The 24046-nt window shown below is 65.5% G+C and carries 23 protein-coding genes; 11 read left to right on the top strand and 12 right to left on the bottom strand.

Annotation, left to right across the window (positions count from 1 at the left end; translation table 11 throughout):
* Nucleotides 1-31 precede the first annotated feature (31 nt).
* Complete coding sequence (locus AC1DGP_RS01135; RefSeq protein ID WP_441488885.1) at nucleotides 32-274, bottom strand: DUF4170 domain-containing protein; 243 nt, start codon at nucleotides 272-274, stop codon at nucleotides 32-34.
* 109 nt (nucleotides 275-383) lie between these two features.
* Nucleotides 384-1211 (bottom strand): 3'(2'),5'-bisphosphate nucleotidase CysQ, encoded by an 828-nt coding sequence (locus tag AC1DGP_RS01140; protein WP_441488886.1) that lies wholly within the window; start codon nucleotides 1209-1211, stop codon nucleotides 384-386.
* A gap of 246 nt (nucleotides 1212-1457) precedes the next feature.
* Here AC1DGP_RS01140 and AC1DGP_RS01145 point away from each other — a divergent pair, with 246 nt between their 5' ends.
* On the top strand, nucleotides 1458-1979 hold the full coding sequence (locus AC1DGP_RS01145) for a DUF6101 family protein (protein WP_441488887.1): 522 nt from the start codon (nucleotides 1458-1460) through the stop codon (nucleotides 1977-1979).
* 119 nt (nucleotides 1980-2098) lie between these two features.
* On the opposite strand, the gene ubiA is transcribed toward AC1DGP_RS01145, so the two are convergent.
* Entirely contained in the window at nucleotides 2099-3064 is a 966-nt protein-coding gene (gene ubiA / locus AC1DGP_RS01150; protein ID WP_476831649.1) for a 4-hydroxybenzoate octaprenyltransferase, read from the bottom strand.
* Nucleotides 3065-3071: 7 nt separating this feature from the next.
* A complete protein-coding gene (locus AC1DGP_RS01155) occupies nucleotides 3072-3548 on the bottom strand; it encodes a hypothetical protein (protein ID WP_113518927.1) in 477 nt (158 codons plus the stop codon).
* Nucleotides 3549-3749: 201 nt separating this feature from the next.
* Between AC1DGP_RS01155 and AC1DGP_RS01160 the strand changes: the two genes are divergently transcribed.
* The 4 genes from AC1DGP_RS01160 to AC1DGP_RS01175 all read left to right on the top strand — a co-directional run bounded on the left by AC1DGP_RS01160 (nucleotide 3750) and on the right by AC1DGP_RS01175 (nucleotide 7675).
* Nucleotides 3750-4502: a 16S rRNA (uracil(1498)-N(3))-methyltransferase gene (locus AC1DGP_RS01160; protein WP_441506427.1), complete on the top strand. Its 753-nt coding sequence runs from the start codon at nucleotides 3750-3752 to the stop codon at nucleotides 4500-4502.
* Nucleotides 4503-4651: 149 nt separating this feature from the next.
* Nucleotides 4652-5824, top strand: a complete 1173-nt coding sequence (locus AC1DGP_RS01165; protein ID WP_441506428.1) for a carboxylate-amine ligase — start codon at nucleotides 4652-4654, stop codon at nucleotides 5822-5824.
* Nucleotides 5825-6016: 192 nt separating this feature from the next.
* Nucleotides 6017-7396, top strand: coding sequence for a glutamate--cysteine ligase (locus tag AC1DGP_RS01170; RefSeq protein WP_441506429.1), 1380 nt, complete (start codon nucleotides 6017-6019; stop codon nucleotides 7394-7396).
* Nucleotides 7397-7498: 102 nt separating this feature from the next.
* Nucleotides 7499-7675 (top strand): Flp family type IVb pilin, encoded by a 177-nt coding sequence (locus tag AC1DGP_RS01175; RefSeq protein ID WP_441506430.1) that lies wholly within the window; start codon nucleotides 7499-7501, stop codon nucleotides 7673-7675.
* 49 nt (nucleotides 7676-7724) lie between these two features.
* Here the strand turns inward: AC1DGP_RS01175 and AC1DGP_RS01180 are convergent, their stop codons facing one another.
* A complete protein-coding gene (locus tag AC1DGP_RS01180) occupies nucleotides 7725-8606 on the bottom strand; it encodes a LysR substrate-binding domain-containing protein (RefSeq protein ID WP_069877505.1) in 882 nt (293 codons plus the stop codon).
* A gap of 175 nt (nucleotides 8607-8781) precedes the next feature.
* Between AC1DGP_RS01180 and AC1DGP_RS01185 the strand changes: the two genes are divergently transcribed.
* Both AC1DGP_RS01185 and AC1DGP_RS01190 read left to right on the top strand, forming a co-directional pair.
* Complete coding sequence (locus tag AC1DGP_RS01185) at nucleotides 8782-9168, top strand: DUF1127 domain-containing protein (RefSeq protein ID WP_441488893.1); 387 nt, start codon at nucleotides 8782-8784, stop codon at nucleotides 9166-9168.
* A gap of 224 nt (nucleotides 9169-9392) precedes the next feature.
* Nucleotides 9393-11297: a methyl-accepting chemotaxis protein gene (locus AC1DGP_RS01190; protein ID WP_476831650.1), complete on the top strand. Its 1905-nt coding sequence runs from the start codon at nucleotides 9393-9395 to the stop codon at nucleotides 11295-11297.
* Nucleotides 11298-11419: 122 nt separating this feature from the next.
* Here AC1DGP_RS01190 and AC1DGP_RS01195 read toward each other — a convergent pair whose 3' ends face one another.
* The 3 genes from AC1DGP_RS01195 to AC1DGP_RS01205 form a co-directional block, all read right to left on the bottom strand.
* Nucleotides 11420-12379 carry a DUF937 domain-containing protein gene (locus tag AC1DGP_RS01195; protein ID WP_441488895.1) on the bottom strand — a complete coding sequence of 320 codons (960 nt, stop codon included), beginning with the start codon at nucleotides 12377-12379 and terminating at the stop codon, nucleotides 11420-11422.
* Between the two features lie 99 nt (nucleotides 12380-12478).
* Entirely contained in the window at nucleotides 12479-13834 is a 1356-nt protein-coding gene (locus AC1DGP_RS01200; RefSeq protein ID WP_476770029.1) for an MATE family efflux transporter, read from the bottom strand.
* The gene (locus tag AC1DGP_RS01205; RefSeq protein ID WP_441506433.1) at nucleotides 13831-15690 is read right to left on the bottom strand and encodes a monovalent cation:proton antiporter-2 (CPA2) family protein; all 1860 of its coding nucleotides are present in this window, start codon (nucleotides 15688-15690) and stop codon (nucleotides 13831-13833) included. The genes AC1DGP_RS01200 and AC1DGP_RS01205 overlap by 4 nt, the downstream gene beginning before the upstream one ends.
* A gap of 196 nt (nucleotides 15691-15886) precedes the next feature.
* Here AC1DGP_RS01205 and ispH point away from each other — a divergent pair, with 196 nt between their 5' ends.
* From ispH to rnhA, 3 genes are read left to right on the top strand one after another with little or no spacing between them, the layout of a single operon-like run.
* Complete coding sequence (ispH, locus tag AC1DGP_RS01210; RefSeq protein WP_441488898.1) at nucleotides 15887-16858, top strand: 4-hydroxy-3-methylbut-2-enyl diphosphate reductase; 972 nt, start codon at nucleotides 15887-15889, stop codon at nucleotides 16856-16858.
* Nucleotides 16859-16864: 6 nt separating this feature from the next.
* Nucleotides 16865-17830 (top strand): homoserine kinase, encoded by a 966-nt coding sequence (locus AC1DGP_RS01215; protein WP_476826142.1) that lies wholly within the window; start codon nucleotides 16865-16867, stop codon nucleotides 17828-17830.
* A complete protein-coding gene (gene rnhA / locus AC1DGP_RS01220) occupies nucleotides 17827-18273 on the top strand; it encodes a ribonuclease HI (protein ID WP_113518917.1) in 447 nt (148 codons plus the stop codon). Before AC1DGP_RS01215 ends, rnhA begins: the two co-directional genes overlap by 4 nt.
* Before the next feature lie 15 nt (nucleotides 18274-18288).
* Here the strand turns inward: rnhA and AC1DGP_RS01225 are convergent, their stop codons facing one another.
* The 3 genes from AC1DGP_RS01225 to AC1DGP_RS01235 all read right to left on the bottom strand — a co-directional run bounded on the left by AC1DGP_RS01225 (nucleotide 18289) and on the right by AC1DGP_RS01235 (nucleotide 20272).
* The gene (locus tag AC1DGP_RS01225) at nucleotides 18289-18738 is read right to left on the bottom strand and encodes a GNAT family N-acetyltransferase (RefSeq protein ID WP_069877496.1); all 450 of its coding nucleotides are present in this window, start codon (nucleotides 18736-18738) and stop codon (nucleotides 18289-18291) included.
* Between the two features lie 150 nt (nucleotides 18739-18888).
* A complete protein-coding gene (locus AC1DGP_RS01230; protein ID WP_113518915.1) occupies nucleotides 18889-19374 on the bottom strand; it encodes a peroxiredoxin in 486 nt (161 codons plus the stop codon).
* 46 nt (nucleotides 19375-19420) lie between these two features.
* Nucleotides 19421-20272, bottom strand: a complete 852-nt coding sequence (locus tag AC1DGP_RS01235) for a protein-disulfide reductase DsbD domain-containing protein (RefSeq protein WP_441488900.1) — start codon at nucleotides 20270-20272, stop codon at nucleotides 19421-19423.
* 176 nt (nucleotides 20273-20448) lie between these two features.
* Between AC1DGP_RS01235 and AC1DGP_RS01240 the strand changes: the two genes are divergently transcribed.
* Nucleotides 20449-21060, top strand: a complete 612-nt coding sequence (locus AC1DGP_RS01240) for a YqgE/AlgH family protein (protein WP_441488901.1) — start codon at nucleotides 20449-20451, stop codon at nucleotides 21058-21060.
* Between the two features lie 35 nt (nucleotides 21061-21095).
* Here the strand turns inward: AC1DGP_RS01240 and AC1DGP_RS01245 are convergent, their stop codons facing one another.
* On the bottom strand, nucleotides 21096-24005 hold the full coding sequence (locus tag AC1DGP_RS01245) for an EAL domain-containing protein (RefSeq protein ID WP_441488902.1): 2910 nt from the start codon (nucleotides 24003-24005) through the stop codon (nucleotides 21096-21098).
* Nucleotides 24006-24046 lie beyond the last annotated feature (41 nt).

Raw genomic sequence — 24046 nt, forward strand, 5'->3', positions numbered from 1 at the left:
CTTCCGAACCGCTGAATGCCTGTCCCGCAGCTCAGGACTTCGCGGTTTCGGGATCGAGCAGGCGATGCAGGTGCACGACGAAGTAGCGCATCTGGGCCTGGTCGACGGTCGCCTGTGCCTTGGCCTTCCAGGCCGCATGGGCGCTCGCATAGTTCGGGTAGATGCCGACGATGTCGAGCTTCGACAGGTCCTTGAAGGTGATGCCGTCAAGGGAGCTCAGCTCGCCGCCGAAGACGAGATGAAGAAGCTGCTTCTGGTCGGTGTCCGCGTTCATTGGTCTCTCCAGCGGGAATGAGGCTCTGCCGCGGCACCAGATAAGCTATCCGCGCGAGCGGTGCGAGTGCCGATTGAGCGAGGTCGAATTTGTCCGAGGCGGCTGGCCTTCATGCGCTCTGCGGCGGGGTCTCGCGCAGGCGCTGCATTGCAGCAAGCAGCGGCTCCGCGAGGCTTGCGCCACTAGCAACAAGCATGCCGTGGATCGGTACCTCGCGGTTGTAGACGACGGGGTTGCCGCTCCCGTCGCTGAGCTGGCCGCCGGCTTCGTCCAGCACGAGATGCGCGGCGGCAAGGTCCCAGTCCCGCGCATCAGGGGAGACCAGCCCGGCATCGATCGTGCCGTCCGCGATCCGTGCCAGCCTGAGTGCGAGCGAAGGGATCTTCTCGGCAGCGTCGAACGTCTCGATCCGCGCCAAGGCGTCGAGCATCGGCTTCGGCCCCGCAATGCGAGCGCCGCCGAGCTTGGTCAGGCGGGTCGTCGCGATCGGCCGGTCGTTGCAGTAGGCCCCCTCGTGCCTTCGGGCCGTATAGGTTGCGCCGCAGGCGGGCGCATGCACGACGCCGGTCACCGGAGCGCCATCAGCAAGGAGGGCGACGCAAACCGCCCAGTCCGGCGAGCCCGACATGAACGCGCGCGTTCCATCGATGGGGTCGACGACCCAGACGAGACGGCGCGACAGCCGCTGCGCGTCGTCGGCGGTCTCTTCCGATAGCCATGCGGCATCCGGCAGCAATTCCGAGAGTCTGATCCGCAGGAAGGTGTCGACGGCGATGTCGGCTTCGGTGACGGGCGAGCCGCCGCTCTTCGACCATGTCCGGGCCGCGGTCTTGGCTCCGGGGCGGAACAGTTCGAGTGCCAGCGCACCCGCCTCGATGCAGCTTTCCCGGACGTGAGGCAGAAGATCCGGGGCGACAGGCAGCGTTTGCGAAGTCATGCGCTCCCTATCGAGCCTCCCTGCTGCGGTTTCAAGGTGAAAAAGCAGCGCAGTTGCGAAAGATTCCGTCAAGCATCACGCCGGATAGCGGCCGATTTAGACGCCCAAATGGCCGCAACACATTCCTTTAACCGAAGCTCTTAAGCGCTCGGATAGGGCTGCGGTCCACTCTCCACCCTGCAAGCACGAGAGCCCCGGACTTCACAGAGGGCTCCGCGCAGCAGGGACATGAGAGGCGTAAAACCGATGGCCAGCGTCACGCCGGCTGCCGGGGAGGTCGGCTTTGCGCCGAACCTTCTCGGCTGCCCGAACCATAGCAGCATAGTCGCGCGCAATCCGATGCCGGTGCAGGTCGAGGCGCCCCGCATCGAGCGCATCGCCTCGGTGAGGATCTTGCGCGGAAACCCCGGTTGGCGCGGCATTGCCCTGCGGCTGGCCAATCCGTCCGGCGAAGATGAACGTCTGGAACTCGCTCTGACGGCCGGCGATGGCCGTGCGATCAGTGTCGCGGTCTTCGATGCCGAAGATGCCGTGGCACACTGGCGCGACTGTGGTCGCAGCAGCGGTTTGCCGCTGTTGCTCGAATCCGTCGATGGCGTGATCACCGAGCCCTTTCCTCAGCTCGGCCGGCTGGCACTGGGGCCGATCCGCATCCGCCGTCGGCACGCCTTTCTCAATGGCCGCCGCCCACGCTTCCTGACACGGCGCAAGACCGCGCAGCTTCCAGCGCGGCCGGTCATCGTCTCCGGCGAGCGGCTGACGGATTGAGCGGTTAGATCAGGGGACCGCATATCGCATCCCGTCCATGATCTAATCTTTCCATGTCGGCATCGGCTTTCCCCGAAGAACGCAAACCGCTCTTCGGGCCGCTGCCTTGGGCCTTCATTTCACAGGAAAGAGCGGCTCAACGCATCGAGTGCGTAGCCGCCGGCCAGCAGCAGGCCGGCGTTGCGGTTGGAGCGGAACAGGCCCAGCGCGACCGGAGAGGTCGCGCCCTGGATCCGGGAAACCTGCCAGGCGAGATGCGCGGCGAAGGCCGCAAGTCCAATCCAGGCCATGGCGCCACCGCCCGTGCTCCAGGTCGCCACGCCAGCGAGCGCGACAGAGAGCGTGAAGCAAAACCCGACCGCCTCGCGCGTCCAGGCCCCGAAATAGCGGGCACTCGACTTGATGCCGGCAATGACATCATCCTCGATATCCTGCATGGCGTAGATGGTGTCGTAGCCGATCGTCCAGACGATCGCGGCCGCGTAGATCAGGTAGGCCGGTGGGTCGAGCTGCCCGAACACGGCGCTCCAGCCCAGGAGCCCGCCCCATGAGAAGGCGAGGCCCAGCACGAATTGCGGCATGTTGGTGATGCGCTTCATGAAGGGATAGATCGCGACGATCGCCAGCGAGGCGATGCCGAGCACGATCGTGAAGCGATTGAATTGGACGAGGATCAGCAGTCCGACCAATGACAGCGCGACCATGAAGAGCGCGGCGGACCTGGTTGTGATCTGCCCGGAGGGCAACGGGCGTCCGCGCGTTCGTGCCACCTGAGCATCGAGCTTTCGGTCGACGATATCGTTGAAGGTCGAGCCGGCGGCTCGCATCACGATGGCGCCAACCATGAAAAGCAGGCCGTGCCAGAGATTGGGAAACGCGCTGCCGCTCGCGATGGCTGCAAGCCCTGCGGCCCACCAGCACGGAAGCAGCAGCAGCCACCAGCCGATTGGCCGGTCGATGCGGGCAAGCTTGAGATAAGGGCGCAGCCAGACCGGCGCCCTTGTATCGACCCAATGACCTTTCAGGGCGTCGGGAAGGGGCGCATCAACCAGGGTCATGTCGGCTGGCTTCGAGGCCAGGACCATGGCGAGATCAGAGCGCGCCCTGCGGCACCCGCATCGGGCCGCCGGTCAGAGAATCGCCGCCGCCGAACGGATTGTTGCCCTGTTGCTGGGCCTGCTGCTGCGCCTTGCGCTGCATGGCCGCCTGCTGCTTCACCGCATTGCAGGCCTGATTGCGGAAGCCGGCTGCCTTCTCATTGTCGGCCTTCATGCCGTCCACGAAGGTCGGCGGAATCTGGCACCAGTCCTGATTGGCGGTTGCGAATTTGAGGGTGGCGTTGCCGTTGTTGACGAGGCTGCCGAGTGTTCCGCAGGCCTCCGCCGGCGTCAGCTTGCGCTTGGCCTTGGACGCGGAGTTCAACCGCGCGACGATCGACTGCCGCTCCTGCAGGAGCTTTTGAAGCTGTTCGCAGCCCGAGGCCTGAGCGCTCGCCGGGCTGACGTGGAGGAATGTCGCCGCTGCCAAGCCGAGCGTCGCAATCAACCCCGAGGCCACGTATCGCCGCATAATAGTCCTGCTCCCAATCGATGAGGGTTCCTGGAACCGCGCACTCCATATCAGCAGAGGGGCGGTCTCGCCAAGCGTCAGGCGACATTGAACTGAATTCTGTCACCGACTCTTGCGATTAGACGAAGAATGTGGCGACTTTCCCGCCGCAATGGCATTGCAAGATCGGCTGCTGTCGCAAGAGGGAGATTGTTTGCGCCTATGCCGATGCCAGACCTGCCGAAACATCGGCTCTATCTCGACTCCACGTTGGCACAGGATGCGCCCGTTCCTCTCGAGCGGGAGCAGGCCAATTACCTTCTCAACGTCCTGCGCCTGCGCGATGGCGCCGGCGTTCTCGTCTTCAACGGGCGCGACGGCGAATGGCTTGCCGAGATCGTTCCGGAAGGGCGGAAGCAGGCGAGCCTGCGCCCGCTGCGGCAGCTGCAGCTCCAGACCTCCGTGCCGGACCTGCATTATCTCTTTGCGCCGCTGAAACACGCGCGGCTCGATTACATGGCTCAGAAGGCCGTGGAGATGGGGGCCGGCGTGCTGCAGCCGGTGCTCACCCGACGCACGCAGGTCTCGCGGTTGAACCTCGAACGCCTCAGGGCCAATGCCATCGAGGCTGCCGAGCAATGCGGCATCCTGGCCTTGCCGGAAATTCGTTCCGAGCAGCCGCTCGATGCGGCGCTGGCCGCTCTCGAGCCCGAGCGCCTGCTGATCTTCTGCGACGAGGACATGGCCGCGGCGAGTCCCCTGAGCGCGCTGGCGGAAGCCCCGCCGGCGCCGCTCGCCCTGCTGATTGGTCCCGAAGGTGGCTTTGACGACGAGGAGCGCCGGCGAGTGCTGTCACGCCCCAAGACAATCCGTATCTCGCTCGGCCCGCGCATCCTGCGCGCCGATACGGCGGCGGTCGCGGCGCTTGCCCTGGTCCAGGCGACATTGGGCGACTGGGTCTCGAGATCGGGCTGAGCGCGCAGGGAACGACGCGCCGAATTCCACGTTGGTCGTTGGGGAGGAAGATCCACATTCGTCGCGGTGCCATCGAACCGGCTCATTCAGGGCCGGTTTTGCGCGCGAGGGTCTGCTCCCGTGATTCGACGACCCGCGAGGACCATGAGATGAGCCAAGCCTGCCGCTTCGGTATCGAAGAAGAGTATTTCCTGTCCGATTTCACKACACGTGGCATCGTCCGGAAGATCTCGCCGGCATTCCTCGATGCCGTGCATGCGGCGTTTCCGAGCGAAGTCCAACGGGAGATGCTGCAGTCCCAGATCGAGGTGGCGACACCGGTCTGCGAGACGATGGCAGAGGCGCGCAAATCGCTGGCGACGCTGCGGACCGGCCTTGCGAGCATCGGGCTGGCGCATGACATGCTCCTGCTCGCCTGCGGCACGCATCCGAGCGCGGCCTGGTCGCGCCAGCGCGCCACCGAGGCGGCTCGCTATGACAAGCTGATGCGCGAACTGCAGATGCTCGGCAGCCGCAACCAACTCTGTGGGCTCCATATCCATGTCGAGGTGCCGGACGAAGATCAGCGCATCCGGCTGATGGGGCGGATCATGCCGTTCCTCCCGGTGTTTCTCGCGCTGTCGACGTCGTCTCCCTTCTGGCAGGGGCGGCGCACCGGCCTGATGGGCTACAGACTATCCGCCTACGCGGAACTACCGCGCACCGGCCTGCCGGAGCTCTTCCTCGAACCCGCCGACTACCGCGCCTATGTCGATACCCTGGTCGCGGCCGGGGCGATCAAGGATGCCAGCTATATCTGGTGGGCGATTCGCCCTTCAGAGAAGCATCCGACGCTGGAATTGCGCATCGCCGACAGCTGCACGCGCCTGGACGATACGCTGGCCATCGCCGCGCTCTATCGGTGCCTTGTTCGCCACCTCTGCAGGAACCCCGGGCTCAACGCTGATCTGACCGCGGCCGCGCGCGCCATCGCAGCAGAGAATGTCTGGCGGGCCCAGCGCTATGGGATCCATGGCGGATTGGTCTGCCCGGAAAGCAAGGGGATGCGCTCGGTTCCGAGCCTGGTCGACGAACTGATCGATCAGCTTTCGGACGATGCCGCGGCGCTCGGCTGTACCGCCGAACTTGGCGAGTGCCGGACGATTGCGGCTCAGGGCACCAGTGCGGATCGACAGCTCGCCATCTTCGAGGAGGCCCGCGCGCGCACCGGGAGCGACGCGGGAGGGCTGGCCTCCGTCATCGACTGGCTGGCGTCAGAGACGCGAAACTATGGCGCAAGCCGGCTGCAGGACATGAGCCAGCCCCTGCGCGGTGTGGCCTGAACGCAAGCGGATGCCGGATGCCGGCATGTGCGTTGTGCATTTGCGCAAGCAATCTCCTTCCACGAACGCGGGACGGAGGTCGTTGTCCTCCGTTCGGCGGTCGCATATGTCTGACGCTTCCTGGGCCTGCCTCGCCCGTGCCGTCCGGTGCGTGCGAGATGTCGGCCACCCTTTCGTCCTGCCGGAGCGCCCATGGCTCGCGATGTGTCCGATTCCACCCCGATCGCGTCGAAGTCCGAGCTGATCGGCTGGATTGCGGCAGGCGAGAAGCCTCGCTCCGCCTTCCGGATCGGCACCGAGCACGAGAAGTTCCCGTTCTACCGCGCGGATATCGGCGCCGTGCCGTACGAGGGGCGCGGGGCCGCGGGCGGTATCCGGCACCTGCTCGAGGGCATGCAGCAGCGGCTCGGCTGGGAGCCGATCATTGACGATGGCCATATCATTGGCTTGGCCGGGCCCGAAGGTGGCGGGGCGATCTCGCTTGAACCCGGTGGCCAGTTCGAACTCTCCGGCGCGCCGGTCGAAACGCTGCATGAAACGGCGGCGGAGCTCGCCGCGCATCTTGCCGATGTGAAAGCGGTCGCCGAGCCTCACGATATCGGCTTCCTGGCGCTGGGCCACTCGCCGCTCTGGACGCGGGAGCAGACCCCGGTCATGCCGAAGGGCCGCTACCGGATCATGGCCAACTACATGCCGAAGGTCGGCACGCGCGGCCTCGACATGATGTTCCGGACCTGCACCGTGCAGGTGAACCTCGATTTTGCCGACGAGGCGGACATGGTGAAGAAGCTCAGGGTTTCGATTGCCCTGCAGCCGATCGCAACCGCGCTCTTCGCTTCTTCGCCCTTCACCGAGGGCAAGCTCAACGGCTTCCAGTCGGTCCGTTCCGAAATCTGGCTCGATACCGACAATGCCCGTTCGGGCATGCTGCCCTTCGTGTTCGATGAGGGCATGTCCTACGAGGGCTATGTCGACTGGGCGCTCGACGTGCCGATGTATTTCGTCAAACGCGGGCCGGTCTACCACGACGTGACGGGCGCCTCCTTCCGCGATCTGCTCGCCGGCCGGTTGCCGCAGCTTCCGGGCGAGCACGCGACCATGTCCGATTGGGCCAACCACCTGTCGACATTGTTCCCCGAGGTCCGGCTGAAGCGCTTTCTGGAAATGCGGGGCGCCGATGCCGGGCCGCCCGCCTTGCTGAACTCGTTGCCCGCCTTCTGGGTCGGATTGCTCTATGATCAGGTCGCGCTCGACGCCGCCTGGGACCTGGTCAAAGGCTGGAGCACCGAGGAGCGTCAGGGCCTGCGCGACGCAGTGCCTGCGGCGGGGCTCTCTGCCACAGTCGCCGGCCGCAGCGCGCGTGAGATTGCGCAACAGGTTCTGGAATTGTCGCGCGCTGGTCTCGCGCGCCGCGCCCGCCTGAACGGCAAGGGCGAGGACGAGACGCGTTTCCTTGATCCTGTTCTCGCGATTGCCGAGAGCGGCCGCAGCCTGGCTCAGGACCTTGCCGACCGGTATCGCGGGGAATGGAACGAGCGTGTCGAGCCGGTCTTTAAGGATTTGCTCATCTAAACGGCCGATCAGCCAGGGAATTCCCAGGCAAGGTCAGTGGTTCGCGGCATTTGCCATCGGGCGTTAACGCTTTCTCCGAAGCTTCGGAGCGAGCATCCGGCCATGGAACGATTGCTCACCCTTCTTCTCGGCTTCGCCCGCGACAACCGCGGCGCGACGGCGATCGAGTATGGGCTCGTTGCTGGCCTGATCTCGATGTCTGTGATCGTCGGCGGGCAGGAGATAGGTCGGTTCGTACGCGGTGTATTCGAAGCGGTACAGACCGGGCTCAATCCCTGAAAACCACGGCTCCCGAGGGAGCCGGGCCCAGGGCAGGCTGCGGACGGTTCTACTCCGCCGCCGTCTTGAAGCTCGCGAGGTTGTCGAGGCTTTGGATGATGTGCTCCGCCAGGGCATTGGAGAGCACCGACGGGTCGAAGCGCGTGCGCAATAGCCCGATCTTGCAGGACGGCAGGGTTGCATAGCCCTCGCTGGGGCCGAGTATGCGCATACCGGGCCTGATCGCGCTCTCCGGCAGCACAGAGACGGCGAGGCCGGCGACCACGGCTGCACCGACCGCAGTCGAATTCCAGCTCGCATAGAGCACGCGGAAGCGGCGCCCCTTCTTCTCCAGCGCTTCGACCGCAGCCTGCCGCCAATTGCAGGTCGGACGGCCGAGCGCGAGCGGGAGCGGGTCCTCCTCATGGACGGTATGGCGCGCAGAGGTGACCCAGAGCAGTGGCTCGATCCGGATGATCTCGCCCTGACCGCGGCCTTCGACATGGGTGATGATGGCAAGGTCGATATCACCGGTGCCGATGCGCTCGGCCAGCATCGGAGTCGGCTCGCAGACGACCGTCACCTCGGCGCGCGGGTTGGAATGAGCAAAGCGAGCCAGGATCTCGGGTAGATAGCGGTCGGCATAGTCGTCGGGGACGCCGAGGCGGATGCGCCCCTTGAGGTCTGCATCGGCGAAGCTCGCCACGCATTCGAGATTGAGGCGCACGATGCGGCGCGCGTAATCCAGCAGGCGCTCACCATCTTCCGTCAGCTTGGCGTGGCGTCCGTCGCGGCCGAAGAGCGGGCGCCCGACCCGTTCCTCAAGGCGCTTCATCTGCATCGAGACGGCGGATTGCGTCTTGTAGACGATCTCCGCCGCGCGAGTGAACGAGCCCGTATCGGCAATGGCGACAAAGGTCTTGAGCTGGTCGGCGTCGAGAACATGCGCCATGGAGCACCCCCACGATGGATCATCAATATCCGTGCTGTGAAGCATCATAACCATTCGTTTGGCTGATGGCCAGCGCAAAGCTATCCTGCGCACATTCTCCAGTCCGTGTCGTCGGTGCGCTCCAGCCGGGCCGGAAAATGCTCGTTTTGCCGCCAGACCCCTGAAGGAGGTCGCCATGCTGATCCTGACATTCGTTCCGAAGTCGCTCTCGTTCGTCGCCACCGGCGTCACGCGTGTTGTGGCCGGCGGTTATGTTGGCGTGAAAGCCTTGACGCGCGCTCTGATTCACCGCCGTGAGGTGCTGAGGCTCTCCGAACTCGACGAGCGCGGCCTCAAGGATATCGGTCTCGTCCGCTCCGATATCGACGGCGCGCTGACCGTATCCTGGCTGAAGGACCCTTCGGCGGCTCTCGCGGCCCGCTCCAGCGCGCGGGCCGGCGTCGCCTCTCTCCGGCGCGAAGAGGGCGTTCGACAGGCTCAGGTGAAGAATGCTGTCGCCAAGCCTCTCACGCCGCGTCCGGTCGCGGCCGGTTCGAATTCGACGGTTGCGTGCAGCGCCTGACCCCTTGGCACTGCGCGTTTCTTGCGGGCGGGAGCTTCGTGCTTCCGTCCGTTTTTCTTTTCCAAGCTCTCGCCGGGCATGGCGGAAGCGGGATTTGAAGCCATTTCGCCTGCAATTTGGCCCTAATCGGCATTCGTAACCTATTTTTCAGCATTCCCGCCGAACGTTCCCGACATGCCGCGGCGATGCCCGGTTCGATGCTTCTCGGGGGGGTGGGTGTCGGTATGCGGATTTCTCTGCGCTTTCAGGATCTGCGTCTCAGGACCAAGATCGCGATCCCGCTGATCGTTCTCGGATTGATCAGCGTTGCAACTGCCGTCTATGCCGGCCGCGAATATGCGCGGATCCAGAAGGCATATTCCGATCTGATCTCGCACAATGCGACGGCGATCCTCGATTCGGGCCGGACCACCCGCGCCATGACCGACATCGTGCGCGATCTCTACAAGGCGATCGCCTATCCCGAATTCATGAAGCAGAACGCGACCAGCATCGAGGATGTGCGCAAGGCCTATGACCGTGCGCAGTTCCAGCTGATCGAGGCCAAGATCAGCTTCCCGCAGAAGGCTGCCGAGTTCGACGCCATGGGCCGGGCACTCTCCGCGCTCAAACCGCAGATCGACGATATCGTCGCCCAGGCCGCGAAGGACGAGGATCTGGCCGCGTTGTCGGTCATGTCCCAGCTCGATCGCACAATTGGCGAGATCGTCACCGCCGCAGGCAAACTCAACGAAGCCATCAAGACGGAAACCCAGGCGACCTCGGAAACGCTCGATGCCGAGGCCAGCGAACTGAGCATCGTCATTCTGGGCCTCTCAGCCCTGGGCATCCTGCTTGGCCTGGGCGGTGCTGCCTTGCTGACCCGGTTTTCGATCACCAGGCCGCTGGAAGCGCTGAGATCGCGCATGGATGATCTCGCCAGGGGCGATTACGCGGTCGAAGTTCAGGGCCAGGCGCGCAAGGACGAGATCGGCGCGATGGCGCGTGCGGTTCAGGTCTTCAAGGAAAACGGCCTTGCCGTGCAGCGTCTCGAGGCGGAGAGCGCCGAGGGACGAGACCTTTCCGAGCAGCAGCGCCGGCAGATCGAGACCGAGCGGGCCGAGCAGGCAAAGCAGCAGGAGCAACTCGCGCGGGAGCAGGGGCTGGTCATGGGGCTGCTGGCAGAGGGCCTCGACCTGCTCTCGAAGAGCGATCTCAGCCATCGCATCGATGCGGAGGTTACCGCTGCCTATGAGAAGCTGCGCGACGATTTCAATACGGCGGTGGAGCATCTCTCGATGACGATCACCACCATCCAGGCGACTGCGGCCGATGTCGGCAACGCGGCGCGCGAGATCAATATGGGCGCAGACGATCTCTCGAAGCGCACCGAGGAACAGGCGTCCTCGCTGGAGGAGACTGCGGCAACCACGGAAGAGCTTGCCGCCTCGGTCAAGGCCTCTGCGCAGGCATCGAAGCAGGCCGTCTCGCTGGCCGATGAGGCGATGAGCGTGGCGCAACGGGGCGGTGCAATCGTCCATGATGCGGTCGCTGCAATGGCACGCATCGAGACGGCCTCACGAAAGATCTCCGACATCACCTCGGTCATCGACGAGATCGCCTTTCAGACCAATCTGCTCGCCTTGAATGCGGCGGTCGAAGCGGCGCGGGCGGGCGATGCCGGCAGGGGCTTTGCCGTGGTCGCCTCGGAGGTCCGCACGCTGGCGCAGCGCTCGGGCGAGGCCGCCAAGGGTATCAGCGCGCTGATCTCGGAATCGGGAGCGGAGGTGGCCCAGGGCGTCGGGCTCGTCCGCTCTGCCGGTGAAGCGCTCGATCAGATCGTGGCCGCATCGCGAAAAGTCTCCGCGACCGTATCCGAAATCTCCGCGGCCTCGGCCGAGCAGGCCAATGGAATCGACGAGATGAGCCTGTCGGTCGCGCTTATGGACGAGATGACCCAGCAGAACGCCGCACTGGCCGAACAGAGCGCAGCCTCTGCCAGCGCACTGGGCGATCAGATCCGGCGCCTCAACGATCTCGTCTCGAGCTTCCGCACGCGCGACAATGTCGCCGATCTCCGGGCGATCGCTGCGGCCATGTCCGAAGGCCGTGGCGCCGTGATCGAGTGGTCGCAGCGGCGCAGCGCCTGATCGGGACAGGGCGATGAGTGCCGAAAGCATCGGCCCGAAAAGCGGATTGCGGTTTTCGGCAAAGCCGATGCAAAGACAAAAGGTTAAGTCATCAGGCCGGATACGATATCCGGTCCGATGAATTAGCGACGCTGCCCGCCGCCGAGCATCGCGTCCAGAATCGACTTCAGCGCGTTCTGATGGTCGTCCTGCACCTGGCGACCATGCTCGAACATCTGGTTCAGCGCGTCGAGGCCGATCGACCCCGGCCCGGCTTCGCCCGAAGGCGCCGGCTGGTCCGGTTCCGGCTCAAGCTCAGGCTCTGCCGTGGGCCTGGTGGCCTGGCCACGCGGTTGTGACGGGGGCGGCGCCGCCTGGGGCTGAGCCGCTGCACCGCCAAGCATCCCGGTCAGGATCTGGCCGAGAAGCCCGCCCATCGGGTCGGCCCCGGCCGGTTCGCCTGGCCTTGCCCCGCCTAGAGGACCACCTCCGAGCGGACCGCCGCCAAAGGGACCGCCACCCTGTGTCGGAGGGGCACCAGCCGCCTGCCCGAACAGGCTCCCGAGAATCGCGTCGAGCGAGCTCCCCGGCGTTTGCGGTTGGGTTTGGGGCGCGGGCTGCTGGCCCGGCATCCTGCCCTGCATCATCTCGGCGAATTGCCCGAAGATGCCGCCGAGCCCCTGATTGCTGGTCGACTTGAACAACCCGCCCATGATCATGGAGGCGATGACCGGCAGCATCTGTTTCAGAACCGCCTGGCCGACGCCGCTGGTCGCCGCAGCCTGGGCGGCCAGCGCGTTGCTGACGTCCTTCGAGCCGAAGAGCTGGTTGAGGACGTTGTTGCCCATCATCGCGGCGTTGTCGGGAATGCCATCGCCATCGGCGTCATAGAGCGAGCCGAAGGGCGAGGCCGTCATCATCTGGGCGAGATTGCCGAAAGCGCGGGGGTCCTGCGTCTGGCGCTGCAGTCCCATGGTGAAGGCCGGCAGCAAGGCGTCGAGCGCGCTCTGCGTCTGCTGTTGGCTGAGCCCGTATTGCCGAGCCAGATTCTGCATGGCCTGCCCGTTCTGGGCCGATTGCATCATCTCGAACAGGTTCATCATGGCGCCTCTCCGTCTTCGTCGCGGTCTGCCGCCGCCTGCACCCCGAACGATAGCAGGGCGGGGCGGGCAGGCAAGCGAGGCCGCCGCGATGCTGGATGCTCACGCGCCCCTGGGCTGGCGCTCCAGGCGCGTGATGCCGCGATAGGCAAAGACCAGCGCGACGAGGCCGAACGCCACAGCCCCGAGCGCGGTGCCGACCATCGCCCCCTTCGGCCCCGCATAATATGCGCCGACCCAGGCCATCGGCATCGTCCCGAGCGTTGCGCGCCCCCAGCTGAAGAGAGTCGACAGGATCGGCATGCCGAGATTGTTGAACGCGGCATTGGCGACGAAGAGTATCGCGACGAAGATCCACATCGGCCCGGAGATCAGGCAGAAGAACATCACCAGCTCTGCGGTCAGGCCGCTGGCATGGAATACGGCGACGATCGGGCCGCGCAGCAGGAGGAGCGCGAGCCAGGCAACGCAGACGCAGGCCACGGCGAAGATCACGGAATCGCTGAGCGCGCGGCGCATGCGGTCGAAACGGCCGGCTCCCCAGTTCTGGCCAAGGATCGGCCCGACTGCGCCCGATAGCGCAAAGATCACGCCAAAGGCCACCGGCACCAACCGATCCATGATCGCCATTGCCGCGATCGCGCCATCTCCGAAGCGCGCGAAGATGCTGGCGAAGACTGCGTTTGCGATCGGCGTCGAGAGATTGGTCAGGATCGCCGGGCCGGCGATCGCAAGCGTGCGCGGCGTGTCGGCCAGCAGCGCCTGCCGGTTGGGCATGCCGACCATGTCGTGGATCTTCACCGCGCCACGGAAGCCGACAAAGGCAAAAATGACACGTGACAGCACGGTCGCCCAGGCGGCGCCGTCTGTGCCGAGTGCAAAGCCAAAGATGAACAGCGGATCGAGCACTGCAGTTGCGAGCCCGCCCCCGAGCGTAACGAACATGGCGCGCCGGGCATCTCCGATGGCGCGCAGTACGCCCGAAAATCCGATGCCCAGCGCCATCAGAAGATTGGAGGGCAGGGCGATCCAAAGGAATGAGAGGGCGACGTCATAGGCCTCGCCATGCGCCCCAAGATGCCTCAGGAGCCAGGGCAGGCAAGGCAATGCCAGCAGCGTGAGCGCGATTGCGGCAAGCGCCATCAAGGTCATAGCGGAGCCCGCGATCCGGCGCGCGCCCTTGCGGTCTCCGGATCCAAGCGTGCGGGAGGCCAGCGCCGAGACCGCGATCATGAAGCCGATATTGATCGAGACCGTCAGGAACAGCACGATCGTCGCGAAGCCGACGCCAGCAGTCGCCGCCGGCCGGCCGAGCCAGGAGACGTAGAGCAGCGAGAGCAGGTCGACGACGAAGATCGCCATCAGCCCGACCGCTCCGGTCGCGGTCATCACCGCGACATGGCGAAAGGTCGAGCCGCTGACGAAGACGGCCTGGTTGGGGTTGACGGGTGCGTTCACAATTCCGGTTCTCCGACGCCGCCGACCGCGACTTCAGCTCCGCCATCCTCGATGACCTCGCGCGTCTCCTCGGTGAGTGCCTTGGACTTGGCCTTCGGTTGAACCAGCGGCTCCGGCGAGACGCGCGGCACCTTCTGGATGCCGGCGGCGATGCCCTCGTGATACTGGATCTCCATGCGCTGGGCGTCGCGGTCACGGACGCTGTCGATGACCAGACTGGCCTCATCATAGCTGAGGCCGAGGCTCTCCAGCGTCACCCGCCCGAAGCCAAGCGCCGACTCGAAGGTTTCGCGCATCTGGAAGTCGACATCGGCTTTCATCAGCTCGATCGCATGGACACGGTCATAGGCCCGCACATGCAGCCGTGCGGAGGGGAATTCGGCCCTCGCCATCTCGACGATCCGCAAGGCCGCTTCGCGATTGTCGATGCAGATGCAGATGATCTTGGCCTTCCCGGCGCCGGCAGCACGCAGCACGTCCAGTCTCGTGCCGTCGCCGTAATAGATGCGGAAGCCGAACTTGGACGCCGACCGGATGCGCTCGACATTGGAGTCGATGATCGTCACCGGGATGTGCTGCAGCAGCAGGGCCTGGGTCACCACCTGCCCGAACCGGCCGAACCCGATGACCATGACGGAGCCGCCGGCACCTTCGAAATCCTCTTCCATGGTTTCCGCCGGGGCGGCGCTCCGGGTCAGCCAGAGGTCGATCAGCTTGGCGGCAACCGGTCCGATCAGCATCGAGAGTGCGGCGAGAGATGTCGCCAGGGCCGCCTGCTGGCTGTTGAGCAGCCCGAGCGCAGCACCGAGCGGCAGGAGAACGAAGGCGAATTCGCCGGCCGGCGAGAGCAGGGCACCGGCCCGTATGGCTTCGGTCCTCGACGAACAGGAGACGCGCAGGATCGTTGCCGCGACGACGATCTTGAAGGCGACCAGCAATGGCGCCGCGAGCGCCAGCAGCAGGGCGTTTTCGAAAACGAGCTGGAGGTCGAGCGACATGCCGACCGCCATGAAGAACAGGCCGAGCAGCACGCCGCGGAACGGCTCGATATCGGCTTCGAGCTCGTGCCGGAAATGCGAGTCCGCCAGCAGCACTCCGGCGAGGAAGGCGCCCATGGCCATGGAGAGGCCGACCCGCTCCATCAGCATCGCGGCACCGAGCACGATCAGCAGCGCGGCCGCGGTCATCACGTCCTTCGCGCCGGTGCTGGCGAGGATCCGGAAGAACGGATTGAGCAGGTAGCGTCCGACGAGCACGAGCAGCGCGACGGCGAGCAGGGCGAGGCCCAATCCCGCGAGTGCCGGAGCGCCTCCGTGGTTCTGCGCGCCCGTGGTCGCCAGCAGGGGGAGCAGCGCCAGCGCTGGAGCGATCGAGATATCCTGGAACAGCAGGATCGAGAAGGTGCGCCGGCCGTAGGTTTCGCTGCCGTCGCCGCGCTCCTCCAGGACCTGCAGGGCTATCGATGTCGCAGACAGGGCAAGCGCAAGCCCCACCGCAATGGCGCCGCCGACGGAGAGACCGAATTTCCAGCCAACGAGCCCGATCGCCGTCGCGCTGAGCGCCATCTGCGCGAGGCCGGCGCCGAGGATGTCCTTGCGCATCGAGTAGAGGCGTGACGGCTGAAGCTCCAGCCCAACCAAGAATAGCAGCAGCACGACACCGATCTCGGCGGTGCCCCGGATCGCGTCCGGGTCATTGACCAGGGCGAGCACCGAAGGGCCGATCGCGATGCCGGCCGCAAGATAGCCGAGCACGGCGGATTGGCCGAGACGACGAAACAGCGGCACGGCAATGACTGCGCCTGCACAGAAAATCAGGATCGGCGGCAGGTAACTCGTGTGACTGGCGTCGGCCATGGGAACTCTTCGTTGTGGAAAGCAGGCCCGCGCAAGTGCCACAGCCGACCATGCTGCCTATCTAGGCGCTTCCTTGCTGCGCTGCGAGGGGCGAGTTGCGCAACGGCCCGTCACGTCCTGCGGCGCTGCTCTTCCTTGACATCGCGGGGCGCACGCCGAAAGAAGGCGCTGACCATTTCCGAGGCCTCGAAACCGCGTGACCAAGCCGCCGCTCGACATCCTGCTTTGTGCCCCGCGCGGCTTTTGCGCCGGGGTCGTGCGCGCCATCGACGCAGTCGAGAAGGCGCTCACGCTGCATGGCGCGCCGGTCTATGTGCGCCACGAAATCGTGCACAACAAATATGTCGTCGAATCGCTGAAGCGCAAAGGCGCGGTCTTCGTCGCGGAGCTGTCGGAGGTGCCCGACACCACCCGTCCGGTGATATTTTCGGCCCATGGCGTGCCGAAATCGGTTCCTGCCGAGGCCGCATCGCGGACACTTTTCGCCATCGACGCGACCTGCCCGCTGGTCACGAAGGTGCATCGCGAGGCCGAGGTTCATCACAAGCGCGGCCGCCATATCCTGCTCGTCGGCCATGCCGGCCATCCCGAGGTCATCGGTACGATGGGCCAGCTGCCTGCGGGTGCGATCACGCTGATCGAGACGCTGGACGACGTGGCGCAGCTTGCTCCTCCCACCGGCCAACCACTTGCCTATGTCACCCAGACCACGCTTTCGGTCGATGACACACGCGGCATCGTCCAGGCGCTGCAGGCGCGGTTCCCGGAGCTGATCGCGCCGCACAAGGAAGATATCTGCTACGCCACCACGAACCGTCAGGAGGCGGTGAAGCGGGTTGCCCCGCTGGTCGACGGACTTCTTGTCGTCGGCTCGCCCAATTCCTCCAATTCGCAGCGCCTGCGCGAGGTCGCCGAGCGGGCCGGTTGCCCCTCTGCGCGGCTGGTGCTGCGCGCCGACGAGATCGACTGGTCGATCTTCGGTGCGATCAAGCGGCTGGGCATCACGGCGGGCGCCAGCGCTCCCGAGGTGCTGGTCGAAGAGATCATCGATGCCTTCGCCGAGCGCTATGACGTCCGCGTCGAGACCGTCTCGACCGCCGATGAAAGCGTCTTCTTCCCCCTGCCGCGCGAACTGCGCGGCGAGCCTGCGCCGAATGCGGCCGAGTGAGCGAATTTGGCCGTCTATACTGAAGTGCCCGACGATGAGATGGCTGCCTTCGTGGCGCGTTACGGCATTGGTGATCTGCTGGCGGTCAAGGGCATCGCCGAGGGGGTCTCGAATTCCAATTTCCTGCTGCACACCACGCAGGGCTTCTTCATCCTGACGCTGTACGAAGAACGGGTGAGCGCGGCTGATCTGCCGTTCTTCCTCGGACTGATGGAACATCTGGCCGAGCGCGGGCTGATCTGCCCGCTGCCGGTCAAGGCGCAGGACGGTCTGGCTGTGAGCCGGCTCGCGGGGCGGCCGGCGGCGATCGTGACTTTCCTCGATGGTCTCTCCGTGCGTCGTCCGACGGCTGCTCATTGCGCCGAGGTCGGGCGTGGGCTGGCGCTCCTGCACAAGGCGGGCGAGGGCTTCGGCATGACCCGGTCCAATGATCTGTCAGTCGCGGGCTGGCGGCCGCTGGCGGAACAGGCCGGTGCCGGGGCCGAGACGGTCTCGCCTGGACTGGCGAAGCGCGTCATGACGGAAATCGCGTTCCACGAGGCCAACTGGCCACAGAACCTGCCGCGCGGCGTGATCCACGCCGATCTCTTTCCCAACAACGTCTTTTTCATCAAGGACCGGCTGTCGGGGCTGATCGACTTCTACTTCGCCTGCACCGATGCCTTCGCCTACGATCTCGCCATCTGCCTGAATGCCTGGTGCTTCGAGGCCGATGCATCGTTCAATCTCACCAAGGGGCAGGCGATCCTCGCGGGCTATGAAAGCGTGCGCCCCCTGACCCCCGCCGAGGTTGAGGCGCTTCCGGCGCTTTGCCGCGGTTCGGCCCTGCGTTTCCTCCTGACCCGGCTGGTGGACTGGTTGAACGTTCCGCCGGGGGCCCTGGTCAAGCCGCTCGATCCGCTCGAATACGACCGCAAACTTGCCTTCCACCAGCGCGTCGGTGACGCCCGCGAATACGGCCTGAAACGATGAGCGATACAGTAGAGATCTGGACCGACGGGGCTTGTTCGGGCAATCCCGGCCCGGGGGGCTGGGGCGCGATCCTCAGCTACAATGGCAAGGCGCGCGAGCTCTCGGGCGGCGAACAGATGACCACCAACAATCGCATGGAGCTGATGGCGGCGATCTCCGCGCTCGAGACGCTGACGCGGCCCTGCACGGTGGCGCTGCATACCGACAGCCAGTACCTGCGCCAGGGCATCACTGGCTGGATCCATGGCTGGAAGAAGAATGGCTGGAAGACCGCCGACCGGAAGCCGGTGAAGAACGAGGAGCTCTGGAAGCGCCTCGATGCCGCACTCGGCCGCCACAAGATCGAGTGGAAATGGGTCAAGGGCCACGCCGGAGACGAGATGAATGAGCGCGCTGACGTGCTCGCCCGCGCCGGCATGGCGCCGTTCAAGCCTGGGCGATAGAGCCCGGCCGGCTCGTCAGCCGAGCGGCTGCCGATAGACCAGGAAGCCCGAGAGGTCGGCGACCTTGTCGTACAGTTCGCGCGCCTGAAGATTCGTCTCATGCGTCTGCCAGTAGACGCGGAAACAGCCCTTGGCCTCGGCCATCTGCCGCACGGCTTCGATCAGCTTGCGGCCGCCGCCGCCGCCACGGATATCCGGGCTGACGAACAGATCCTGCAAATAGCAGATATCCTTGGCGCTCCAGGTGGTGCGGTGCGTGACCCAGTGCACGATGCCGACTGCCTTGCCGTCGCGTTCGGCGATGAAGCCACCCATCGGCTCCTTGCCGCCTGTGAGCCGGGCGAAGGTCAGGTCATGGATCTCTTCCGGCAGGCTCGACTTGTAGAAGGTCAGGTAGCCCTGCCAGAGCGGTCCCCAGGCGGTGCGATCGCTCGCGACGAGCGGGCGGATGGTGATCTCGGACATGCAGCCTCTCCCAATAGCGCTGTCACGCTAGCCCGGGGGCGCGGCATCTGTCTCATGACAAAGCGCCATGCTTTCGATCAGCATCGTTGCAGCAGGCATCAAAAAGCCCGCGCGGCGGGGGCCGGGCGGGCTCTTTCATGCGCGAAGCGCTCAGAGCTGCTTCAGCATTTCTTCGGCGCCGGAGACGTCGGCCTTGCCCGGTGCGTCTTCGACATTGAGAGCCTCGACCACGCCGTTTTCGACGATCATCGAATAGCGCTGCGAGCGGGTTCCGAGGCCAAAGCCCGAACCGTCGAGCGAAAGCCCGATCTCCTTGGCGAAATCGGCATTGCCGTCCGAGAGGAACTCGATGACGCCGACTGCGCCCGTTGCCTTCGACCAGGCATCCATGACGAAGACGTCGTTGACGCCGGTCACCATGATGGCGTCGACGCCCTTGCCCTTGATCTCTGCAGCCTTGGCGAGATAGCCGGGGAGGTGATTCTTGTGGCAGGTCGGCGTGAAGGCGCCGGGCACCGCAAACAGCACCACTTTCTTGCCCTTGAACAGGTCTTCGGTCGTCTTCGCTGCCGGGCCGTCCGCCGTCATCACGCGGAACGTCGCCTGCGGAAGTGTGTCACCCACCTTGATCGTCATCGCCTGTTCTCCGTGAGCCATGCGGCCTTCGCCGCTCGGTCAGGGATTAGGGCTTGGCGACCGGGATGTCGAGTTCAAGCCGCGTCTCGACCGCTGCAGGTTTGCCGCGCACCGTCACGATGAAGGGCACCGGCCCCGCTGCGCCCTTGGGACGGTCCGTAATCCGGACATGAGCGAGCACAGTGCCATCGGCCTGCGGCTTCAGGACCGGCTTGCTGAAGGACCAGGCGCCGGGCCCCTCGACGAAGACATCCTCGATCGCGCCGTCCGGCGGAGCCTGCAGCACGAGCTTGACCTTGGGCTCAGGCCCAGCCTCGCCGGGCAGCACCTCGATCACCGAGATCTTCTCTTTGTGCGGCCCAAGCTTGACGGGAATCGGCACCCGCGCCTCGAAGCTCTCGAGCCGCGGCGAGGTTACCGAGGTCACGCCGGGCTCGAGCCAGAGCTGAGCCTCGCCCTTGGCGGGAATGCACATCTTCTCGCAGACGGCATAGTCGAGCTTGAGCACGACCATGACTGGCTTGCTGGGGTCAACCGGCTGCACCGACACCGGCACCACGACCTCGCCGACATAGCCGATCGAAAAGCCGGTGCCATCCTCGAAGCGTTCCGGCGCGGGCCAGCGCACGTCGAGGCCACCGACATTGGTGGAGCCGCTCCAGTCGAAGGAGGGAGGAACGCCGGAATCGCCGGGGTTGCGCCAATAAGTCTTGTAGCCTGGCGCCATAGTGATCTCGACGCCGATGCGTTGCTTGCCCGAGGGGGCCGTCGCTCCGGCGATCAGGCGGATCGAGGAATGCGTACTGCGGGACCATGACGACACCGCCGCCTCCTGCGCCTGAGCAGGAGCGCTGAACGCCAGCGCGGCGAGCGCGAGTGAGAGCAATGCCAACTTCACGATGACCGTCTTAGGGAATGCGTCTGCAAAAAGCGAAACAATCTCTCTCACATTTGCTGGCAATCATGTGACATGCAGCCATTCATCCTATGCCGCATGATTGGGGCGCAATCGCGGTGCCGGCATTTTCAAGGACACCGGTTTCCAGCCGGGCCGATTGGATTTAGCATGGCGGTATGAAGATCGGATCCAGCCAACGCGTCAGCGGCCGCAGCTATCTCGACGGGCAGTGCCTGATTGCCATGCCCGGCATGACTGACACGCGTTTCAGCCGCAGCGTGGTCTATATCTGTGCGCATTCCGAGGATGGCGCCATGGGCATCATCCTCAACAAGCCGGCGCCGGACACGCGGTTTCCCGATCTGCTGGTCCAGCTCGATGTGATTCCCTCGGAAGAGCTGATTCGCCTGCCGAGCCAAGCCGAACGGATGCAGGTGCTGCGCGGCGGACCGGTGGAGACCAAGCGTGGCTTCGTACTGCACTCCTCGGACTTCTTCCTGGAATCGGCGACCCTGCCGATCGACAACGGCATCTGCCTGACGGCGACCTTGGATATCCTGCGGGCCATTGCCATTGGCAGCGGTCCGGAGAACGCGGTGCTGGCTCTTGGCTATGCGGGCTGGGGAGCGGGGCAGCTTGAATCCGAGATCCAGTCGAATGGCTGGCTGCACTGCGCCGCTGACCCGGCGCTGCTCTTCGACGACGGCATCGAAACCAAATACCATCGCGCGCTGCACAAGATCGGCATCGATCCCGCGTTCCTGTCCAGCACGGCCGGACACGCCTGAGCGGCGCTGGCCTCCCTCCCGGAATAGGGGAGGGGTTACGCTGCTTCCGAAGAGGACGCGGCGCTCGCGCCCACCAGCCTGCGGGCTTCGGCTGCGCTCATCGGCTGCCCGAAGATATAGCCCTGCGCATATTGGCAGCCGAGCTGGTAGAGCTCGATCGCATCCGACTCCGTCTCCGCGCCCTCGGCAACGACGTCCATGCGCAGATCGGCGGCGAGCTGGACGATCGAGCGCAGGATCACCGGCGGTTTCCCGTTGCCCATCTGGCGCACGAAGCTCTGATCGACCTTGATCGTGTCGAACGGAAACCGCTGCAGATAGGACAGCGAGGAATAGCCGGTGCCGAAATCATCGAGCGAGAGCCCGGCGCCGAGTTCGCGGATGCGCGAGAGCATCTGCGCGGCATATTCCGGATTCTCCATCACCAGGCTTTCGGTGATCTCGAGCTTGAGCGTGCCCGGCAAGACGCGCCGGCGCGCCAGCACCGTCTTGACGTCATGCAGCAGGTCGTGGCGCAGCAACTGGCGGCTCGAGACGTTGACGCTGGCGAAGATCGGCGGGTCGACCTCGAGCGCGGCCTGCCAGGCGGCGAGCTCGCGTGCGGTACGGTCCATCACATAGACGCCGAGATCGACGATCAGCCCGGTTTCCTCGGCGATGGCCAGGAAATCCTGCGGCAGCAGCCGGCCCTCGCGCGGGTGGTCCCAGCGCACCAGGGCCTCGAAGCCCGCGATGGTCCGGTCCTCCAGCCTGACGATCGGCTGGTACATCACCTGAATCTCGCCGCGCTCGATGGCGCGACGCAGGTCGCTCTCCAGGGCAAGACGATCGTTGCGATCGGTCCGCATCGCGGGGACGAAGACCTCGATCTTGTTGCCGCCCTGCCGCTTGGCATGCGCCATCGCCAGCTCGGCGTTCTTCAGAGCATCGTCCTTGCGGGCCGCCGGCGAGGCGTCGAACAGCGCAAGCCCGATCGAGGGGGTCAGGAAGATCTCGCGTTCCGCGAAGGTCACCGGCGTCGAGACGGCGCGGCGAACGAGTTCCGCCAAGGCCAGGATACGCTCGGGGTCCCGCTCGGAGACAAGGATCATGGCGAAGGTGTCGCCGCCGATGCGGGCAAGCGTGTCCTGCGCCCGCAGCAGACGGCCGAGCCTGCGGGCGAGCGTCAGCAGGATCGAATCGCCCGCGGAGAAGCCGACCGACTCGTTGACCTGCTTGAAGCGGTCGATGTCGATGACGATCACCGTCGGGCGGATATTGTCGTCGGCGCGGCAGAAGCCGAAGACGGCGCCGAGACGATCCTGGAACAGCTTGCGGTTGGGCAGGCCGGTCAGGTTGTCATGCACCGCGTCATGCAGCAGCCGCTCCTGCGCAGTCCTCTGCTCGGTGACATCGGCGAGCGTGCCGATCACGCGGATGACCTCGCCGTTGGAGCCGATGACGGGCCGGGCCTTGAGGTTGAACCAGTGATAGCTGCCGTTGGCGGCTCGCAGACGGAAATCGAGCTGCAGCTTGCCGCGCCGCTGTTCCAGCACGGCATCGAGCGTGACGCGATAGCGGTCGCGATCGGAGACATGCATGTATTCAAGCCAGCGCGCCGCCGAACCTTCGAGCGCGCCGCGCGACAGGCCGAGCAGGGTCTCGGTCTGCGGCGAGACGAAGATCTTGTCGGCGCTGACATCCCAGTCGAAGACGAGATCGCCGGAGCCCGACAGCGCCAGCGCCCGCCGCTCGGTGTCGGAGACAAGGCCCTGCGCCAGCGCGCCGCCGGCGAAGGCGTGCTGAATGACGGTGAAGCCGATCAGAAGCACGATCAGCACCAGCCCGCCGATCAGGGCGGGCGCGACCAGGTCGCGCTGGAACTGGCCGGTGACCGTGAACCCGGCGGCCGTCACCCAGACGGCAAGCAGGAACCAGGTCGGGATCAGCATGACGGCGCGCTCGTAGCCATGCGTCGCCAGGTGCAGGATCAGCACGAAGCCGACGGCCGCGACGGCGGCGATCGAGATGCGCGCAATGCCCGACGCCATCGGGGCATCGAAGACGGCCAGACCGACGAGGCCGAAGAGGCCGAGGATCCAGATGATCGTCACGTGGCTGTAGCGGACATGCCAGCGCGACAGGTTGAGATAGGCGAAGAGGAAGACGAGCAGCGTCGCCGCCAGCACCACCTCGGCTCCGGCGCGGTAGATGCGCTCGATCGCCGGCGTCAGCGGGAAGATGCGTTGGAAGAAGCCGAAATCGAGCCCGGCATAAGCGAGAACGGCCCAGGCCAGGGCGGCGGCGGCCGGGAAGATAACCGCTCCCTTGACCACGAAGATGATGGTCAGGAAGAGCGCGAGCAGGCCGGCAATGCCGATGATGATGCCCTTGTAGAGCGTCAGCCCGTTGGTCTTCTGGCGATAGGCCTCCTGCTCGAACAGATAGAGCTGAGGCAGGTTCGGAGATTTCAGCTCGGCGACGAAGGTCACCGTCGTGCCCGGGTCGAGCGTGATCATGAAGACGTCGGCGTCCGGGCTATCCTCGCGCTCGGGGCGAAGCCCCTGGCTCGCCGTCACGGCCTCGATCCGCGTGTCGCCGAGATCAGGCCAGATCACGCCGGAGCCGATCAGGCGGTGGAACGGCGCGACCAGCAGCCGGTCGATCTGCTCGTCGGAATCATTTGTGAGCGCGAAGACGATCCAGTCCGGCCGTGCGCCCGACTCGCGTGCCCTGACCGCGATGCGGCGCACGATGCCGTCGGGCCCCGGCGCGGTCGAGATCTGGATGACGTCGCCATCGGATTTGTTGCGCTCGACCACATGGGTCAGGTCGATCACCGGTGCGTCGACAGGGACGCGGACGGCCTCCACGGCCTGGGCCGGTACGGCCAGGGACAGCACGAACAGGAGTGCGAGGCCGACAAAGGCAAGGCCAAACCGGAGAAGTCGGTCAGGAGGGGACAAGCGCGACTCGGTAACTGTGTGGGCCGCGCTCAAGCGGGGCG

It is taken from the genome of Allobosea sp. 05T433 (genome assembly GCF_056396065.1).

Bases quoted from the DNA above. Each gene is read 5' to 3' on its own strand.
- AC1DGP_RS01135 (WP_441488885.1), bottom strand. From the start codon at position 274: ATGAACGCGGACACCGACCAGAAGCAGCTTCTTCATCTCGTCTTCGGC.
- AC1DGP_RS01140 (WP_441488886.1), bottom strand. From the start codon at position 1,211: ATGACTTCGCAAACGCTGCCTGTCGCCCCGGATCTTCTGCCTCACGTC.
- AC1DGP_RS01145 (WP_441488887.1), top strand. From the start codon at position 1,458: ATGGCCAGCGTCACGCCGGCTGCCGGGGAGGTCGGCTTTGCGCCGAAC.
- ubiA (WP_476831649.1), bottom strand. From the start codon at position 3,064: ATGGTCCTGGCCTCGAAGCCAGCCGACATGACCCTGGTTGATGCGCCC.
- AC1DGP_RS01155 (WP_113518927.1), bottom strand. From the start codon at position 3,548: ATGCGGCGATACGTGGCCTCGGGGTTGATTGCGACGCTCGGCTTGGCA.
- AC1DGP_RS01160 (WP_441506427.1), top strand. From the start codon at position 3,750: ATGCCGATGCCAGACCTGCCGAAACATCGGCTCTATCTCGACTCCACG.
- AC1DGP_RS01170 (WP_441506429.1), top strand. From the start codon at position 6,017: ATGGCTCGCGATGTGTCCGATTCCACCCCGATCGCGTCGAAGTCCGAG.
- AC1DGP_RS01175 (WP_441506430.1), top strand. From the start codon at position 7,499: ATGGAACGATTGCTCACCCTTCTTCTCGGCTTCGCCCGCGACAACCGC.
- AC1DGP_RS01180 (WP_069877505.1), bottom strand. From the start codon at position 8,606: ATGGCGCATGTTCTCGACGCCGACCAGCTCAAGACCTTTGTCGCCATT.
- AC1DGP_RS01185 (WP_441488893.1), top strand. From the start codon at position 8,782: ATGCTGATCCTGACATTCGTTCCGAAGTCGCTCTCGTTCGTCGCCACC.
- AC1DGP_RS01190 (WP_476831650.1), top strand. From the start codon at position 9,393: ATGCGGATTTCTCTGCGCTTTCAGGATCTGCGTCTCAGGACCAAGATC.
- AC1DGP_RS01195 (WP_441488895.1), bottom strand. From the start codon at position 12,379: ATGATGAACCTGTTCGAGATGATGCAATCGGCCCAGAACGGGCAGGCC.
- AC1DGP_RS01205 (WP_441506433.1), bottom strand. From the start codon at position 15,690: ATGGCCGACGCCAGTCACACGAGTTACCTGCCGCCGATCCTGATTTTC.
- rnhA (WP_113518917.1), top strand. From the start codon at position 17,827: ATGAGCGATACAGTAGAGATCTGGACCGACGGGGCTTGTTCGGGCAAT.
- AC1DGP_RS01225 (WP_069877496.1), bottom strand. From the start codon at position 18,738: ATGTCCGAGATCACCATCCGCCCGCTCGTCGCGAGCGATCGCACCGCC.
- AC1DGP_RS01230 (WP_113518915.1), bottom strand. From the start codon at position 19,374: ATGACGATCAAGGTGGGTGACACACTTCCGCAGGCGACGTTCCGCGTG.
- AC1DGP_RS01240 (WP_441488901.1), top strand. From the start codon at position 20,449: ATGAAGATCGGATCCAGCCAACGCGTCAGCGGCCGCAGCTATCTCGAC.